This is a genomic window from Cystobacter fuscus DSM 2262, assembly GCF_000335475.2.
Classification (GTDB): domain Bacteria; phylum Myxococcota; class Myxococcia; order Myxococcales; family Myxococcaceae; genus Cystobacter; species Cystobacter fuscus.
In genome coordinates this window covers 359524-377415 of sequence record NZ_ANAH02000004.1, presented here as the reverse complement: position 1 = coordinate 377415, position 17892 = coordinate 359524, and the positions used below count along the sequence as shown (strand labels likewise).

Annotated in this window: 12 protein-coding genes; 10 read left to right on the top strand and 2 right to left on the bottom strand. The window is 71.5% G+C overall.

Features of this window, described 5'->3' with window-relative positions:
- Positions 1-261: 261 nt before the first annotated feature.
- Complete coding sequence (locus D187_RS57485) at positions 262-2223, top strand: serine/threonine protein kinase (RefSeq protein ID WP_081713584.1); 1962 nt, start codon at positions 262-264, stop codon at positions 2221-2223.
- Positions 2220-2819: a DUF938 domain-containing protein gene (locus D187_RS06220; RefSeq protein WP_002630990.1), complete on the top strand. Its 600-nt coding sequence runs from the start codon at positions 2220-2222 to the stop codon at positions 2817-2819. The genes D187_RS57485 and D187_RS06220 overlap by 4 nt, the downstream gene beginning before the upstream one ends.
- Positions 2820-2828: 9 nt before the next feature.
- Here the strand turns inward: D187_RS06220 and D187_RS06215 are convergent, their stop codons facing one another.
- Positions 2829-3869: a phytoene/squalene synthase family protein gene (locus tag D187_RS06215; RefSeq protein WP_063724949.1), complete on the bottom strand. Its 1041-nt coding sequence runs from the start codon at positions 3867-3869 to the stop codon at positions 2829-2831.
- 457 nt (positions 3870-4326) lie between these two features.
- Between D187_RS06215 and D187_RS06210 the strand changes: the two genes are divergently transcribed.
- Together D187_RS06210 and D187_RS06205 are read left to right on the top strand one after the other, a co-directional pair.
- Positions 4327-4614 (top strand): hypothetical protein, encoded by a 288-nt coding sequence (locus D187_RS06210; RefSeq protein ID WP_051256248.1) that lies wholly within the window; start codon positions 4327-4329, stop codon positions 4612-4614.
- A gap of 289 nt (positions 4615-4903) precedes the next feature.
- The gene (locus D187_RS06205; protein WP_002630987.1) at positions 4904-6703 is read left to right on the top strand and encodes a serine/threonine-protein kinase; all 1800 of its coding nucleotides are present in this window, start codon (positions 4904-4906) and stop codon (positions 6701-6703) included.
- Between the two features lie 21 nt (positions 6704-6724).
- Here the strand turns inward: D187_RS06205 and D187_RS06200 are convergent, their stop codons facing one another.
- Positions 6725-7654 carry a flagellar export protein FliJ gene (locus D187_RS06200; RefSeq protein WP_002630986.1) on the bottom strand — a complete coding sequence of 310 codons (930 nt, stop codon included), beginning with the start codon at positions 7652-7654 and terminating at the stop codon, positions 6725-6727.
- A 292-nt stretch (positions 7655-7946) separates the two neighbouring features.
- On the opposite strand from D187_RS06200, the gene D187_RS06190 reads away from it, so the two are divergent.
- The 6 genes from D187_RS06190 to D187_RS06165 all read left to right on the top strand — a co-directional run bounded on the left by D187_RS06190 (position 7947) and on the right by D187_RS06165 (position 17634).
- Positions 7947-9137: an ABC transporter substrate-binding protein gene (locus D187_RS06190; RefSeq protein WP_002630985.1), complete on the top strand. Its 1191-nt coding sequence runs from the start codon at positions 7947-7949 to the stop codon at positions 9135-9137.
- Positions 9124-11127, top strand: coding sequence for an ATP-binding protein (locus D187_RS49495; protein ID WP_162159620.1), 2004 nt, complete (start codon positions 9124-9126; stop codon positions 11125-11127). Before D187_RS06190 ends, D187_RS49495 begins: the two co-directional genes overlap by 14 nt.
- 233 nt (positions 11128-11360) lie before the next feature.
- The gene (locus tag D187_RS06180) at positions 11361-14120 is read left to right on the top strand and encodes a protein kinase domain-containing protein (protein ID WP_002630983.1); all 2760 of its coding nucleotides are present in this window, start codon (positions 11361-11363) and stop codon (positions 14118-14120) included.
- Between the two features lie 98 nt (positions 14121-14218).
- The gene (locus D187_RS06175; protein ID WP_002630982.1) at positions 14219-15541 is read left to right on the top strand and encodes a sigma 54-interacting transcriptional regulator; all 1323 of its coding nucleotides are present in this window, start codon (positions 14219-14221) and stop codon (positions 15539-15541) included.
- Between the two features lie 124 nt (positions 15542-15665).
- Entirely contained in the window at positions 15666-16265 is a 600-nt protein-coding gene (locus tag D187_RS06170; protein ID WP_002630981.1) for a hypothetical protein, read from the top strand.
- 103 nt (positions 16266-16368) lie between these two features.
- Positions 16369-17634 (top strand): hypothetical protein, encoded by a 1266-nt coding sequence (locus D187_RS06165; protein WP_002630980.1) that lies wholly within the window; start codon positions 16369-16371, stop codon positions 17632-17634.
- The last annotated feature ends 258 nt before the right edge of the window (positions 17635-17892 follow it).

Here is a 17892-nt window from a genome sequence, read left to right as displayed (position 1 = left end):
CAGTTGACTCGTTCTTCGGGCGGGGCTTGCGCTCCTCCCCCTTCGTGCGCAGGGCGAGCGCCTTCTGCCACCTCGCCAACTCTTCCCCGCCATCCCCGGGAGTCTCAAGAAACGAGAAAAACCGGTGTTTTCGATCCATCGAAACTCGGAAAACGAGCCTTCAAGGTTTCAATGGAAGGCACTCCGGTTACGCTCTCACGCGAAAAACACGGGGATGGCTTCCGCCTGGGGCGGCGGGTCCTATAAGCTTGGTTTCCTCGAATGGCTGGTTCGATGCTTCCCTCCGCGCAGGACGATGTGCGCGGCCGGCAGATGGGCAACTACGAGGTGCTCTGCCGCCTGTCCACGGGAGGCATGGCGGAAATCTTCCTCGCCTCCAGGCGTGGCCTGGCGGGGTTCCACAAGCCGGTGGTGCTCAAGAAGATCCTCCCGGACATCCAGGGCCAGGAGGAATTCGTCCAGATGTTCCTGGACGAGGCGCGCGTCACCGCGGCCTTCAACCACCCGAACATCGCGCAGGTGTTCGATCTGGACGTGGCCGGAGGCGAGCTGTTCCTGGCCATGGAGTTCGTGCCGGGGGCGACGCTGCTGGAAGTGGCGCGCGCGTGCCTGGCGGCCAAGGAGCCCATGCCCATGGGGCTGGGGCTCGCGGCGGTGCGCGACACGGCGCTGGCGCTGCACTACGCGCACACCTTCACGGACGCGCTGGGCGAGCCCTCGCCCGTCATCCACCGGGACGTGGCCGAGAAGAACATCATGGTGACGTACGAGGGCGTCACCAAGCTGCTCGACTTCGGCATCGCCAAGAGCCTGATGGAGGTGAGCCGCACCCAGGTGGGCATGGTGAAGGGGACGAGCGGCTACATGTCGCCGGAGCAGATCCTCGGCCAGCCGCTGGACGCGCGCAGCGATCTGTTCAGCCTGGGCGTGGTGCTGCACGAGTGTCTCACGGGGGCGCGGCTGTTTCCGGGCAAGGCGCCCGCGGCGGTGATGAACGCGGTGCTGCGCGGCCCCATCCCCGAGCCCTCTCGCGCCAACAAGGCCGTGCCCCCCGAGCTGGACGCCATCGTGCTCAAGGCCCTCTCGCGCCAGCGCGAGGATCGCCACGCGACGACGCTGGAGTTCGCGCGCGAGCTGGAGCGCGCCGTGAGCGGCCTCATCTGGCTGCCCGAGCAGAGCGGGGCGCTCCTGCGGCGGCTCTTCGCCGAGCGGCGCGAGCAGACGCGGCAGGTGCTCGCGGGCGCCCGGACGTCCACGGGCGAGCTGAAGCTGCCACTGCCCCCGGCCGATCCCCGTGAAGGGGCGAAGGACGCGGCGAAGGAGGGGGCCCCTTCCACGCCGGCGCCCCGCCTGCCCATGGTCACCCCCACTCCCCCGCAGGCCTCCCGCGGGCCCTCGTCGGCCAACACGGACATCGTCCCCTACTCGCCCCTGGTGCCTCCTCCGGCGGCTCCCGTCGCCGGGGGTGAGCCCCGCGCCGCCACCCCCACTCCCCGCACACCCGCGCGGGCCTCCGTGGATCGCTCACGGCCCGTGCTGCCTCCACCCCCCCGGCCGCGCGCGCCGGGCCGCGTGGAGCCCCCTCCCGCCCCCGAGGAGAAGCAGGCGCCGGAGAAGACGGCCCTCGTCCGGCCCCGGCGCTCCACGACTTCCGAGAACCGCGCCGCCTCCTCCGCCGAGAGCCGCCCCGCCTCGCCGCCCGAGGCCCCTGCTTCCCGCGCCCCCGCCGAGAGCCGCCCCGCCTCCTCCGAGGCCTCCTCCTCCCGCTCCCAGCCCACGCGCGCCCTGCGCACCTCCACTCCGGACGCGGCCACGCGCGCCTCCGTCACCGCGCCGTCCCCCGACGGGGACACGGAGGACACCACCCAGCCCCACCGCCGTCCCTCCCCGCCCCCACGTCCCGCCATCGAGCCGAACGAGGACTCGTCGGAATACCCCACCCTCCCCTTCCAGACCCTCCCCTCCCTCCCCCCGCGCTCCCACGCGCCGAAGACCGAGGAGGAGCTCCTGCTGTCCTCGGGCACCCATTCCATCGCGACCGCGAACTCCGGGCGGGGGCTGAAGCTGGCCCTGCTGGTGCTGGTGGTGCTGCTGGGGCTCGCGGCGATGATCGTCGCCCTGCGCTGGGACGGAGGCGCGGTGTCCTCGTGGCTGCTGCCTTCCCCGGCCGCCCAGGCGGCCCCGCCCGCCGCCGCGCCGGGCCCCGGCTCCAGCGCCCCATGAAGCGCCACGCCCCTTCCGCCGAGCGCAACCGGGAGCCCCTGCTGTCCGTGCTGCGCGAGGTGCTGCCCGCCCAGGGCACCGTGCTGGAGCTGGCGAGCGGCACCGGCCAGCACGCCGTCTTCTTCGCGCGCGCCCTTCCCGGGCTCACCTGGCAGCCCACCGACGTGGACCCCACCGCGCTCGCGAGCATCGAGGCCTGGCGCCAGGAGGAGGGCCCGCCCAACCTGCGCGCCCCGCTCGCGCTGGACGTGCTGGCCGAGCCCTGGCCGGTGCAGCGCGCGGACGCGCTCGTGGCCATCAACCTGGTGCACATCTCCCCGTGGGAGGCCTGCCAGGGGCTCCTGCGGGGCGCGGGGCGGGTGCTCGCTCCGGGCGGGCCGCTCGTGCTCTACGGCGCGTACTTCGTCGAGGGAGAGCCCCCGGCGCCGAGCAACCTCGCCTTCGACGCCTCGCTGCGCGAGCGCGACCCCGCCTGGGGCGTGCGCGAGCTGGGCGCCGTCACCGCCGAGGCGCGGCGGCACGGCCTCGAGCGCGAGCGCGTCATCCAGATGCCCAGCCACAACCTCACCGTGGTGTTCCGCGTCCGGACGGGGTGAGGCCCGGGCTCAGGCGGGCAGCGGGGCGGTGAGCGCGGCGAACATGAGCTTGAGCGCCCCGTCCCGGGCGACCAGCAGCTTCGTCGCGGCCACCACCCACTTCACCGTGCGCCGCGACACCTTCACCGGCCCGGGCTCGAGTACCCGGCCATTGCCGTACAGCTTGCGCAGCGTCATCACCGCGAGGAACAGCGGCCACAGGCAGAAGAGGCGGATGCCGTGCTCCTCGCGGGGCAGGCCCATCACGTACTCGAAGGCCTGGCGCAGCTCCCGGTGGGCCACCGCCACCAGCCGGCCATGGGCCTCGAGCGCCGCGCCGCGGTTGCCCGGCTCCAAGAGGGCCTCGGGCGTCAGGCCGTGCTCGGCGAGCACCGTCCGGGGCAGCCAGCAGAAGCCCCGCTCCAGGTCCTCGCGCACGTCCTTGAGGATGTTGGTGAGCTGCAGCGCGTTGCCGAACGCCACCGAGCGCGGCTCGAGCGTGCGCGCGCGCCGGGCCACCTCGGGCGAGTACCACTCGAAGAGCCGGGTGAGCATCTCCCCCACCGTGCCCGCCACGTAGTAGCAGTACTCCAGGGTCTCCTCGAGCGAGTCGAGGCCCAGGCCCCCGCCCGAGGCGCGGCCCTTGCTGCCCATGCGCCCCATGCCCTCCGTCATCAGCCGCAGGCACGTGGCCACGTGCTCGCGCACCGGCGCCGCGTGCTCCCCGAGCGCCTCCAACACCTGGCCCGTGCCCTCCACCAGCCGCACCTCGGCCGCGGGCGCCTGGGCGCGCAGCACCCGCGCGGCCTCCTGGGTGAAGCGCCGGGCGTCCTCCCGCCACCCCTCGGGCAGCGTGCTCAGGCGCGCCAGCTGGGCGAGCAGCACCGCGCTGGCCGGCCCCTGCACCTCGTCCTCCAGCGTGTCGGCGATCCGGCACAGCAGGTAGGCCACCAGCACCGCCGTATCCAGCGGCGCGGGCAGCACGGGGATGTTGAGCGCGAAGGTGCGCGACACCGCCGGCAGCACCTCGCGGCAGAAGGCGAGCGCGGAAGAATCGTTCAACATCGGCATGGTCGACGCGACAGAATCCGTCGGGTTGGCCCTGGTCTCGGAGACCTGATGCGTACTAAGAGAGGCGTCGCGGTAGGGTCGGGGGCCACGGGGGGGACTCAACTCCAAGGGAGCTCCTTCGCGTGACTCCCGGCTTCTGCCGCGGCCGGGTCTTCCACCCGGGCCGACAGCCGTCCATCCATCTCCCGGGTTCGCGTCATGAGGGTCGGCATTACCCCAGCCCGCCCCCGGGTGCACGCACTCCTTGGTGGACCCCTCCTTCTTCCAGACAGGAGTGTGGACCCCTGGCCGCTCGGAGACCGCCTGACCAGGGGGAACTCGGACCCCTGCGTCCACCGGGGAAATCCTCCAGCCCTGAAAGTCCTGTCGTTTCTACGGCCCTCCCACTCGGGAGAGCCCGTAACCTCTCGGAATCAGGCGTCTCGTTCCCGGTATGCTTCTGGCATTCCAGGGACGCATGGCTTTCACTGAATCCGTGATCTCCGAGCAGCCGGCGCAAGCCTTCACGCTCTTCGTCCCGTTCCCGCTGCAAGCGCAGATGGATCTGCTGCCGACGGACACGCGCCACACGTTGTTGGGGGAGCTGTTCCAGCTGGCGGTCCAGGCGGCGCGGGAGCGGGAGTTCCTGCCGCGCTCGGCCCCCGTCACCCTGGAGTTCCTGCTGGCCGGCTGCGACGTGAGGGTGGAGCTGGATGCCACGCGCGCCCGCCTCACCCTGGTGTCCCTGGTGCGCACCTGGCACTGAGGCGCCGGGGGCCCTTGTCCACAGTTCGCGTTGTCCCCAGGCCCCGCTGTTTCTTCACTGGATAGAGAGTGATCTTGATCTAGAAGAGGTAACAGCAGGGGGTGTGGGCTTGTGGAAAAGTCCGTAAGCACTCGTCATCCTTGAGGAATCCCGAGGATGCTACATGTGGGGAAGTTGGCGCTTATCCCCGGCCATCCACAAGGGGGGTGAGTGCGGTGGGGTTGTCCACAGGGACTCCCGGTTTGCTCCACAGGCCGTCCACAGGGGCTGTGGGCTATGCTGCGCGCCCATGTCCGACCCTGCCCAGGGGCCCTCCTCCTCGTCTTCCCCCGTGCCATTCGATCCCCACCGGGGAGAGCGCATCGGACGCTACGAGGTTCTCTCCCAGTTGTCAGTGGGGGGCATGGCCGAGCTGTTCCTGGGCTACACGTCGGGGCCGGGGGGCTTTCGCAAGTACGCGGCCATCAAGCGCATCCTCCCGGACGCGCGCAGTGACGAGCAGTTCGAGCGGATGTTCCTGGACGAGGCGCGCATCACCGCGGCGTTCAGCCATCCGAACATCGGCCAGGTGTTCGAGCTGGGGCAGGACCCGGGAGGGCTGTTCCTGGCGATGGAGTTCATCGCGGGGCAGAACCTCGATCAGGTGATCGCCCTGGGCCGGCGGCTCGGGGGGACGCTGCCCCTGGGCTTCGTGCTGTCGGTGGTGCGCGACGTGTGCCTCGCGTTGCACTACGCGCATACCTTCACCACGCCCGGGGGCAAGCCCCATCCCGTCATCCACCGGGACGTGGCCCACAAGAACGTGATGGTGACGTACGACGGGGTGGTGAAGCTCTTGGACTTCGGCATCGCCAAGGCGCGCGGCGCCCGGGCGAACACCCAGGCGGGCATGGTGAAGGGCACCACCGGGTACATGTCGCCGGAGCAGGTGCGGGGCCAGCCGCTGGATGGTCGCAGCGATCTCTTCTCCGTGGGGGTGATGCTCCACGAGCTGCTCACGGGCGAGCGGCTGTTCGCCGCCGGGTCGGAGATCCAGGAGATGCAGATGATCCTGGGCGCGTCCATCCCCGAGCCCCAGCCCCGGGGCGGGCAGGTGCCGGCGGAGATCCGCGCGGTGGCGCTCAAGGCGTTGGCGCGCGACCGGGAGCAGCGCTACGCGACGGGCCGGGACATGGCGCGGGCGCTGGAGGCCGTGGCGGGCTCCCTGCTCTTCGACGCCGAGCAGCGCGCCGCCTTCATGGCCGAGCACTTCCAGAAGCAGCGCGAGGGCACGCGCCAGTTGCTGCAGACCGTGGACGAGACGCTGGATGGCACGTCGAAGGTGGCTCCGGTCGCGTCGTCGAATCCGGCGCCGGAGCCCGCGCGCGTGCTCGAGGACGCGCGGCGTCCGGGAGTCGAGAAGCGCTCGCCCCGCTCCCCCGCGCCCCGGCGCAAGACGGAGCCGGAGGTGCGGACGGAGGTGGAAGGCAGCTCGCCGGACCAGGTCGTCACCACGGGCCGGGTGGTCACCCGGGAGTTCTCGAATGTCCCCGCCGCGCCCCCGGACACGCGGGAGACGCCAGGCCCCAAGGTGGCGAGGAGCTCCCTGGGCTTGTGGGCCGGGATGCTGGTGTTGGGCGGGTTGCTGGGCCTGGGGGGCATGGAGCTCCGGCAGGCCCTCCACGCCGAGCCGATCCCCGCTCCGGCTCCTGACTCCGCGGAGGATCCCTCTCCCCTGCTTCCCCTCGGGCCCTCGCGTCCCCAGCAGGCCCCCGCGCCGGCACCCGAGGCCGCGGCGACGCCGACGAGCCCTCCGGCCGCGGAGGCCGCCAAGGCGCCCGCTTCCACGGGCGAGGCGGCCGGGGCGACTGCCGCCGCGCGTCCGGCGAAGCAGGGGTTTCTCACGCTCGTCACCCGGCCCGAGGCCGAGGTGTTCCTCAACGGGCGCTCCCTGGGCAAGACGCCCCTGTTCAAGAAGCCCGTGCCGGTGGGACAGCTCCGGCTGCTCCTCCAGGGCCCGGACGGCAAGCGGCGCGAGCTGTTCGTGCCCGTCGAGCAGGGCAAGCCGGCGGTGCTCAACCTGCCGCTGGCGGACCTGCCCGTGCGCTGAGGCGAGGCCCGCCCGCCGGGCCTACCCTCCGTCCGAGCTCTCCTGCGAGTTCTTCTTCCAGCCCCACCCCGTGCCGGGCTTGTCGCCGAGCGTCCCGGCGGTTTCCCGGTTCTTGCCGGCCAGATCCGTGGGGACGTCCGGGTTGCCCACGATGAGCACGCCGCCCGAGTTGCTCTTGCTCTGGCTGGTGTTGATGGCGTTGGAGAGGTCCTCGGGCTTGGCGTAGTAGCTGGAGCCGTTGGAGGGATCCTTCACCAGGTAGCGGCCCTGGTTGTCCATGCCGTCGATGAGCACCCAGTGCGGGCTGCCCGACACGTCGTCGGGGCTGCCGGAGATCTTCGAGTCCAGCATCACCGCGGCCTTGTCGCCGTTGCGCAGCGCCTCGTCCATGACGTTGCGCTCCAGGCCCTTGGTGCTCTTCTTCACCTCGAGCCCCTCGGAGGTGAGCATGTCGGCCATCTCCGCGGGCGTGGTGCCATCCCCCTTGGAGAAGCGCGTCTTGAAGTCGTTGATGACGCCCTGGCCCCGCTCGCCTTCCACGCTCTCACGGCCGTCCTTGGCCCCCTTGAACATGGCGGCCACCGTCTCGCCGCAGTCGCTGTTGCCCTCCTGCTGCAGCACCGGCGCCTCGCTGTTCCACCCGCCCCCGTCCTTCTGCTCCAGCGCCACCACGTTGTTCTGCGAGTTGCGCGCGTTGTTCAGATCCAGCACCGACTCCTGGTGCTGTTCGATCGCCTTGTCCAGGGCCTCGATCTGCTCCTTGGGCGCGCCGTACTTGATCAGCCACTGCTTCTGGTTCTCGAGCGCCTGCTGGTAGTCGTCCTTGACCGTCTCGAGATCCTTGGTCAGCTTGGGCGGAGGCGGAGGCGGAGCCTGGGTCTCGGGCTCGGGGGCGGCGCTCTTGGTGACTCGTGGGAGGGTGACGGGGTTCGGGGGAATCGTCAGGCTCATGGGGGGGGACCTCCCGGGGGCGGGAAATGCGCGGGTTCAGCTTCTCCCTAGTATCGCAACGTTTCGGGGATTGTTTCCAGTAGGGCTCGAAGTTTGCTCTCTCCATGACCAGGCAGGCAGCCGAGCTGGGGGCCTGAAATGTGGGATAGGACACGCTGACGCCGCTGACGCTGACGGGTGAGCGTTGGGCGACGAGGCCAGTTCCTGCCGGTTCCCGCCGACGCTACGCTCCCGCCTTCTCGTCCTGGTGTCTTCCCGGGCGCACGCGGAAAAAGGGGGGAGCTGCTTGCCCATGACCACGCTCCGGTGGCGGCTCGGTGTCCTGCTCGCGCCCCTGCTGCTCCCCTTGTGGCTTTCCTCGCTGCTGCTCCTGGGGGCGGCGCCCCCCGAGCCCGCCGCTCCCGCGCGCATGCGCGTGGTCTTCCTCGATGCGCTGGCGACCGGCAGCGCCTTCCAGCGCCAGTTCCGGGGCGCCATGAACGCCGCCGCCCATGACCTGGACATCGAGCTCATCCACATCGAAGTGGCTCACTGGCCGGGGGAAATCCTCGAGCAGGCGCGCCAGGCGGTGCGCGGGCCCGGCAAGCCCGACTACCTCATCATCTCCATCCACCGCGACATCGGCGCCCGCGTCCTCGAGGTGGCCGAGCAGGCCCAGGTGCCGGTGTTCGTCGTCAACTCCGGGCTGGCGCTCGAGGAGCGGGCGCGCTTCGGGGGGCCGCGCGAGCACTTCGCGCGGTGGATCGGCCAGATGGTGCCGGACGACGTGGGGGCCGGTGAGCGGCTGGTGCGGATGCTGGTCGACGCGGCCCATGCGCGCGGGCGCTCCTCTCCAGAGGGGCCGAGGGAGGGGCCGGTGCGGCTCATCGCCATCGAGGGCCAGTTGGGAGACACCTCCGCGAAACAGCGCCGCCTGGGCCTGCGCCAGGCCGTGTCCGGAGTGGAGGACGTCGAGCTGCTCCAGGGCGTCACCGCCGCCTGGCGGCGGGAGGAGTCCCGGCGCAAGACGTTCCTCCTGCTGCGCCGCTACCCGGAGCTCCAGGCCGTCTGGGCCGCCAACGATGACCTGGCACTGGGGGCCGTGCAGGCCCTGGAGGAAGCGGGCCGCCGCCCGGGCGAGGACGTGCTGGTGGGGGGCATCGACTGGACGCCCGAGGCGCTCGAGGCCGTGCGCGAGGGCAAGCTGGTGACGAGCCTCGGGGGACACTTCCTGGAGGGGGCCTGGGCGCTGGTGCTCCTGTACGATCACCACCGGGGGCGCGACTTCGCCTCCGAGCGGCTCGACTGGCGCACGGCGTTGCTGCCCGCCACGCGCCCCAGTGCCGCGGGCTACCTGGAGGTGCTCGCCCGGCCGGATTGGGAGGCTTTCGACTTCCGGGCCTTCTCCAAGGCGGCCAACCCGCGCCTGAAGCACTACGCTTTCTCCCTCCAGGCATTGTTCGCGCAGCGGCATGGCCGCATGGACCCGAATGGCAACCCCTGAGTCGCACGCGCCGGTCACCTCTGGAGCCCAGGCGCGCGAGCCGGGGATGGCCTGGGGCTCGCGCTGGCTGCGCTCCGGCAACCGGCTCGGACGACGGCTGCTGCTCTACATCCTGCTCTTCAGCACCGCCGTCAGCCTGTTGGGCACGCTGGTGCAGCTCGGCACCGACTACCAGCGGGAGGTGCGGCAGCTCGAGGAGCGCTTCACGCAGATCCGCTCCAGCTACGCACAGGGCCTCGCCGAGAGCCTCTGGACGCTCGACGAGACGCTCCTGCGCACCCAGCTCGAGGGCATCACCACGCTGCCCGACATCGTGTCCGCGGAGGTGGACAGCGAGCTGGGCACCCACTACGTGGCCGGTGGCGGCGCGCCCCGGGAGTTCACCCGCGACTTCCCGCTGTACCACGGCCCGCGCCTGCTCGGGACGCTCCGGGTGGGCGCCAACCTGGCGCACGCCCGCGCCGAGCTGAGCAGCCGGGTGCTCGTCATCCTCGTGACGGAGGCGGGCAAGACGTTCCTCTTCGGCCTCTTCGCCTTCTTCCTCATCCAGCGCCTGGTGACGCAGCACCTGGCCACCATGGCGGCCTACACGCGTGGCCTGGACACCGAGCACCTGGAGGCGCCCCTGGTGCTGCGGCGCACGGGCACGCACCGGGTGCGCCAGGACGAGCTGGACGAGGTGAGCACCGCCATCAACGACATGCGCGAGTCCTTGCGCAAGGAGCTCGGGGAGCGCCAGCGCTCCGAGGCGGCCTCCGCCTTCCTCGCCCGGGCCGGCGGGGTGCTCGTGGAGTCGTTGGATCTGGAGAAGGTGCTGCCGCGCATCGCCTCCGTGTGCGTGGGCCCCCTGGCCGACTGGTGCCTCATCGATCTGCGGGAGGACGGGGTGCTGCGCCGGGTGGGCGGGGCGCACGTGGACGCGGGCAAGGCGCCGCTCTTGGACGAGCTCCAGCGGCGCTATCCTCCCAGCACGGACTCGAGGGTCCCGGCGGCCGTGGCCACGCGCACCGGCACGTGGGTGTTGGAGTCGCGCGTCACCCGCGCCACGATGCGCGCCCAGTGCGTCGACGAGGCGCACGTGCAGCTCGTGGAGGAGCTGGGCCTGGGCAGCGTGCTGGCGGTGCCGCTGATGAGCCGGGGGCAGGCGCTGGGCGCCATCACGCTCGCCGCGGCCGAGCCGGAGCGCTACGGGCCCGCCGAGCTCGCGCTGGCCGAGGAGCTGGCGCGGCGCGCCGCCATCGCCATCGACAACGCGCGGCTCTACCGCCAGGCGGAGCAGGCCCTGCGGCTGAGGGAGACGTTCCTCTCGGTGGCCGGGCACGAGCTGCGCACGCCCCTGTTGCCCCTCCAGTTGCGGCTGCAGAGCCTGTTGCGCCGCGGCCGGAGCGCGGCCCCCCTGGAGCCGGAGGTGCTGCTCGGGGAGATCGCCGTCGCCGAGTGGCAGACGCGGCGGCTCGGGCTGCTGGTGGACCAGTTGCTGGACGTGTCCCACCTCATCGCCGGCAACGCGCTGGTGCTGCGGCGCAAGCGCATGGACCTGTGCAAGCTGGTGGAGGGCGTGCTCGAGGGGGTGCAGCGGCAGATCTCCGACAGCGGCTCCGAGGTGGTGCGCGAGCTGTGCAGCCCGGTGGAGGGCGAGTGGGATCCGCGCCGGCTGGAGCTGGTGGTGATGGGCCTGGTGCAGAACGCGCTGAAGTTCGGCGAGGGCCGCCCCATCGACGTGTACGTGGCGCCGCGGGAGGGCTCGGTGCTCCTGGTGGTGCGCGACCGGGGCATGGGCATGTCCAAGAGCGAGCAGGAGCACATCTTCGACCGGTTCAGCCGGGGGGTGCCGGAGCAGCACTTCGGGGGGCTGGGGCTCGGCCTCTACCTCACCCGCGAGGTGGTGCGGGCCCACGGGGGCTCCATCTCCGTGGAGAGCGAGCCCGGGCAGGGCACCACCTTCACCGTGGTGCTGCCGGTGGGCGAGGCCCCGGGGCCGGCCGCCTGAGGTGTGTCTGCGATTCTGCCCGCCGTGCCCGGCCTGGAAAGACTCTCAGCACTCAACGGCGGGCCACTTCAAAAGACTCTCAGCACTCGTGTGTTTCTCATTTTCTCACGGCGGAGGGGGCGGCGCTCCCTGGTCCCCGTCGAGGTGGAAGCGTGCACTCGGGCACGACCCGGGAGGGGGAAGGGGGGGGCACCCTTTACAAGACCGGAGCCGAGGTGGAATCCTCGACAGCCATGGGTGACGGTAAAACCAGGAGTAGCCGGTTCCGGAGCAAGAACTCGCGCGAGCAGCCCGCGCCGGACACGGGCCGCTCCAACCGCAATACCCAGGTGGAGGACGCTCTGCCGGTGGCCCAGGTGGGGCGCTACGTGCTGCTCAAGCAGTTGGGACAGGGCGGCATGGGCGTCGTGTACTCGGCGTACGATCCGGACCTGGACCGCAAGGTGGCCCTCAAGCTGTTGCAGGCGGACGGCCCGCTGGACGCGGATGCGGCGCGCGCGCGGCTGTTGCGCGAGGCGCAGGCCATGGCCCGGGTGACCCACCCGAACGTCGTCCCCATCCACGACGTGGGCATGTGGGGCGAGCACGTGTTCCTCGCCATGGAGATGGCGGAGGAGGGCACGCTCAGCTCGTGGTTGGAGAAGGAGCGGCCCTGGCGCGAGGTGCTCGAGCTCTTCCTGGCGGCGGGCCGGGGCCTGCTCGCGGCGCACGAGGCGGGGCTGGTGCACCGCGACTTCAAGCCCGCCAACGTGCTGCTCGGCCGCGGCGGCCGCGTCTACGTCACCGACTTCGGCCTGGCGCGCAAGGTGGGCGAGGCCCTCGTCCCCGAGGAGCCCCTGCCCGAGCAGGCCGAGGGCCTGGTGCCCCCCGAGCGCCGCATGCTGGAGACCACCCTCACCCGCTCGGGCGTGGTGATGGGCACGCCCAACTACATGTCCCCCGAGCAGTACCGGGGGGGCGACATCGACGCGCGCTCGGACCAGTTCAGCTTCTGCGTGGCGCTCTACTGGGGCCTCTACCGCAAGCGCGCCTTCGAGTCCTCGCGCATGCGGGCCTTCGTCACCTCGCGGCGCAAGGAGCAGCTCGTCCCGGCGCGTACCCAGACGCTGGACGTCGCGCCGGTGCCCGCGCCCAAGCGCGGCCCGGAGGTGGACCTCATCCAGGAGCCGCCGCGCGACTCCAAGGTGCCCGCGTGGGTGCGCCAGGCGCTCATGCGCGGCATGTCGCTGGAGCCCCAGGAGCGCTTCGCCTCGATGCGCGAGCTGCTGGAGGCGCTGTCGCAGGAGCGGCGGCGCGTGCAGCGCCAGCGCTGGGCGGCGGCGGCGTGCGTGGCGGGCGTGGGGCTCTCGGTGGTGGGCGGGGCGGTGTACCACCAGTCCCAGGTGTGCACGGGCGCCGACGCGCTCATGGCCGAGGTGTGGGGGCCGGGCTCGGGCGCCACGCTGGACAAGGCCTTCCAGGCCACCGGACGGCCCGGCGCGGGGGAGATGGCCGCGCGCGTCACCCGGGTGCTGGAGCAGTACGCGGCGGACTGGAAGCGGCAGAGCACCGAGGCGTGCGAGGCCACGCGCGTGCGCGAGGTGCAGACCGAGGAGCTGTTGTCCCAGCGCGTGGTGTGTCTGGACCGGCGGCTCCAGGACATGCGCGCGGTGGTGGGCGTGCTGGCCGACGCGGACGCCAAGCTCGTGGATCGCTCGCTGGACACGGTGTACGCGCTGCCCGCGCTCGGCGAGTGCGCGGACGTGGAGTCGCTCGCCGCGCAGCAGCGCCTGCCGGTGGACCCCACGCGCCGCGCGGAGATCGCCCGGCTCGGTGGGGAGCTCGCCGGGGTGAAGGCGATGCTCGACGCGGGGCGCTACCGGCCCGCCCTGGAGAAGGGCTTCTCGCTCGAGGCCCCCGTGCTCGCCACGGGCCACCTGCCGCTCATCGCCGAGCTGCGCTACGACCTGGGCGCGCTCCAGTCCAACCTCGGCGCGGCCACCGAGTCCGAGCGGCTGCTCACCCAGGCCTTCTTCGACGCCGAGTCGGGACGGGCCGACCGGCTCAAGGTGTCCATCGCCAACCGGCTGAACTTCGTGGAGAGCGGGCAGAAGCACTTCCCCCAGGCGGACAGCTGGGCGGGCCTGGGCGAGGCCACGCTGCGGCGTCTGGGAGGGGATCCGGCCCTGGAGGCCGACCTGCTGACGAACCGGGCCAACTCGGCCATCACCCAGGAGCACTACGCGGAGGCCCGCGTCCTGCTGGAGAAGGCCCGCGCCCTCCAGGAAAAGGCGCTGCCCCCCGGCCACCCCAAGCGCGCGCGCACCCTCTTCCAGCTCGGCCGCGTGTTGCTGGACATGAACGAGCGGCCCCGCGCGGTGGCGCTCCTGGAGGAGGCGCTCCAGCAGACCCGGGCCGCCGTGGGGCCCCTCCACCCGGACACCGGCAGGCGCCATGGCCTGCTCGGCGGGCTGCTGCTCGAGATGGGACAGCCGGAGCGGGCCCTGGAGCACGCGCGCGCCGTGGTCGTCGCGCACACCGCCGCCTTCGGTGAGAACAGCCCCCAGGTGGCCAGCGCCCTGGACGGGGTGGGCCAGTGTCTGCTCAAGCTCGGACGCGCCGAGGAGTCGCTCGCCACCTTCGAGCGGGCGCTCGCCCTCAAGCGCGAGGCCCTCGCTCCGGACGACGAGGAGCTCCAGTACTCCTACGACGGCGTGGGCCAGGCCCTCATGCGGCTGGGCCGCACGCGCGAGGCGATCGAGCCCCTGCGCCGGGCCGTCACCTTCCCCACGGTGAGCCCGGACATGCTGGCCGAGTCGGGCTACGCCCTGGCGCGCGCCCTGTGGGCGAGCGAGCCGGGGCCCGGGGCGCGTGACGAGGCGCGGCGCGAGGCGACCCGGGCCCGCGAGCGCTTCCTCCAGGCGGGGCTCGCCTCCCGTGCGTCCGAGGTGGACTCCTGGCTCGAGTCCCTTCCCCGGGAGTCCCTGGCCCTCCGGCGCTCCGTGCGCCGATAGGAACCGGACAGCGCACGGGGAGCCGTTTCGACCGGGTGCCACGGGCGTGGAAGCGTGTTAGCGTCCCCGCCGTGTCGTCTTACGAGGAAGATGAGAATGTGGACGCGACCGCGACTCTCCAGCGCGTCGCCCCCGGCCGCGTGCGGATGAAGCTGCTCGTGCTGTCCGGCTCCGACGCGGGTCGCGGCTATTCGCTCGATCAGCGCGAGTACATCGTGGGCAAGGCTCCCACGTGCGACATCATCCTGGCGGACAAGACCATCTCGCGCCAGCACCTGAAGCTCGAGGTGCATGAGGAGCATGTGCTGGCGGTGGACCTCGACTCGCGCAACGGCTCGTTCTGCGAGGGGCTGCGCTTCTCGCAGATGGAGCTGCGCCCGGGCAGCGTCATCACCCTGGGTACCACCGAGCTCAAGGTGGTGCCCGAGGACACCCGCGAGCGCTCCATGCCCCTGTCCGGGCGCGACCACTTCGGCGCGCTCGTGGGCAGCAGCCGCAAGATGCGCGAAGTGTTCACCCTGCTCGAGCGCATGGCGCCGGGCGGCTCGGACGTGCTCATCCAGGGCGAGACGGGCACGGGCAAGGAGCTGTGCGCCGAGGCGCTCCACAACGAGAGCAAGCGCGCCAAGGGCCCCTTCATCATCGTGGACCTGGCGGGCATCGCCCCCTCGCTCATCGAGTCGGAACTCTTCGGCCACGTGAAGGGGGCCTTCACCGGCGCCCAGACGGACCGCGCCGGCGCCTTCGAGCGCGCCGCGGGCGGCACCGTCTTCCTCGACGAGGTGGGCGAGCTGCCCCTGGACCTGCAACCCCGGCTGTTGCGCGTGCTGGAGCGCCGGCAGGTCAAGCGCGTGGGCGCCAATGACTACCGCACCGTGGACATGCGCGTGGTGGCCGCCACGCACGTGGACCTGGAGGGCGCGGTCAAGGCGAACAAGTTCCGCCGCGACCTCTACCACCGGCTCGCGGTGCTGCGCGTCACCCTGCCCGCCCTGCGCGAGCGCCCCGAGGACATCCCCCTGCTCATCGACACCGTGCTCGGCCGCATGGGCAAGCCTCCGAGCGCCCTGTCGGATCAGACGCGCGCGCTGCTCAGCCAGTACCCGTGGCCCGGCAACGTGCGCGAGCTGCGCAACGTGGTGGAGCAGGTGGTCAACCTGGGCGAGGAGGCCCTGCCGGAGCTGCCCCCGCTGGGCGCGGGCGCCGAGCAGGCCGTGGGCGGCTCCACCGCCGAGCTGGATCTGCCCTTCAAGGAAGCCAAGGAGCGGCTCATCGAGGGCTTCGAGCGCGACTACCTCAAGGGTCTGCTCGAGCGCTGTGAGGGCAACATCTCGCGCGCCTCGCGCGAGGCCGGCATCGATCGCGTCTACCTGCGCAAGCTCTTGCGCAAGCATGGCCTGGAAGATCGCGACGGCGCCTGACGCGCCCAGGGCCTCCCTCGCTCCCGGGAGGCCATTCCAATCCCTGGCGGACGCTGTGGTATAGGAAGTCGCATATCACCCACGGGTGGTAGTGCTTCCCGTTCCCATCGATAGGAAATCCCCCATGGCCGAGTCCTCGACCCCCGGCGGTTCGCCCCCTTCCGCCCCCTCCACCCCGGCGTCCGCCGCCACCGACAACAAGGACCAGCTGCTCGCCCAGGTGGGCGACATGATGCAGGCCATCCAGAAGATGATGGCCCTGTTCAACGGCGCCGAGGTGTCTGACGCCCCGGCGTCCTCCCCTCCGGGCGGAGCGAAGCAGGCGGGGGTGGATGGTGGCGCGATCCGCGAGGCCCTCGGTGGCGGCGAGTTCGGCAAGCTGCTCGGCCATGTCATCGACACGGAGTTCGGCGAGAAGCTCACCCAGGCGCTCAAGGGCCAGAACGGCCAGGCCCTCCAGCAAAAGCTCTCCGAGTCCATCCAGAAGCTGATGGACCAGCAGCGGAGCAACCGGGCGGAGATCGGCAAGACACTCCTGGAGGCCTGCGAGAAGCTCAAGAAGCTGCTCGAGCGTCCCCGGGGCTCGGACCTGCGTGAGACGGCCCGCATGCTCGGAGACATCCTCGGCGAGGCGCTCGGCAAGATTCAGCAGCTGGCCAGCAAGAATCCCGTCCAGCAGCTCGGCGAGACGACCGCGGAGCTGCTCTCCCAGCAGGGCCGCTAGGGCGCGGCCGCCCGCTCGCTCCTGATGGGTTCCTTGAACCCACATGGACCCCCTCTCTTGGTTGGGTGTACAACTCCAGCCTTCACGCAAGGGGTAGAGCAACATGGCCGTCCGCATCGGACAACCAGTCATTCCGAAGCAGCTCCCGTCGGACCAGAAGCTGCGTGAGGACGTCCGCAAGGACAGCCGGGACACGGGTAAACCCGCGGCGGGTAAATCCACGGGCAAACCCGCGGCGGGCGGGGCCAACGCCAAGGCTCGCACCGAGGGCACCAGCGCGGGTGCCAAGCCCCTGATGAACGAGGGCACCAGCGCGGGTGCCAAGGCGCTCGTCAACGAGGGCACCAGCGCGGGCGCCAAGGCGCTCCAGAGCAAGGACGGGATGGACGTCGGTGGCCAGGTCGGCCATCAGGCGCGTCTGGATGGAGGTCAGGGCCTCGCGGACAAGCAGGACGCGAAGAGCCGCTTCCAGCAGTCCGTGCGCACCGGTGGCGCCCACGTCCCCACCCAGGGCCCGACCGTCTCGCCCTTCCGCGAGGCCGCCGTCGCCTCGACGCTCGAGCAGTCCGAGCAGGAGAAGTCCGAGGAGACGCCTCGGGGCGACGCCGCCCGCGAGGCCATGGAGGGCCGCGCCAAGCTGCGCGCCGCGCTCATGGATCGCCTGCTGGCGGGCATGAAGGACGTGCACGGCCGGCTCGCCAAGTTCATCAAGAACCCGGGCCGTCTGGGCGTGGTGAACCTGTCGCTGGTGCTCAGCGAGAGCTCCCTGACGTACGAGCTGTGGAAGGAGCCCAGCACCGTCCCCGAGCGCCGCACCCGCATGGCCCAGACGCTGGGCGTGCCCACCTCGCTCGGCGACAACTACCTGCTCAAGGCGTTGATGACCGAGGTGCACGACTGCTTCGAGGAGTTCAAGGCCAGCCGCCCGGGCAAGGAGATCCGCCAGCAGTACGACGAGGTGCTCGAGCTCTACGAGAACGCGGGCGTGCTGCCCGTCATGCCGGGCTTCGACATGGGCCCCATGCAGGCCGAGCTCAAGCGCGTGGGCCTGCCCATGGAGAAGGAGTTCCTCCAGTCGTTGCTCGTCCACCCGCGCATCCTCGCGGTGGGCCTGGAGGCGGAGGACGGCGAGGATCCCCAGGTCATGGTGGCGGGACTGCCCGTGGCCCAGCTCGGCACCATCGTCGCCCAGCTGCGCCGCCTCAATCCCCGGCTCACCAACCGCCAGGTGCTCAACCTCATGATCCTCGCCTCCACCGACCTCAAGAAGGGCATGCGCAAGATCCTGGGCAAGGCCGAGGTGGAGAACGTGCAGGAGCTGGCCAAGCAGCTCTTGCGTCTGCAGGGCGTCGAGCTGCTCTACCCCTGAAGTCCCCGGGGGCGGGAGTCCGTGCTGGCCGGGGCCCGAAGCAAGGCCCCGAGAGTCGCCGCTCCGCCCCCGAGCAGTCCCCTCCCCCACCCTCCCCGCTTCGTCGAGCGCCCCGGACTCCCGGCGGCACGCGCGTCCCCTCCTGTCCGCTCGACTCGCCGGGTGGTGACTCCCGTCACCAGGGTGGTGACTCCCGTCATCGGCTCCAGAACCGCGTATGATGACCGCGGTCACCACCTTTTTTCACCTGTTTGAAAA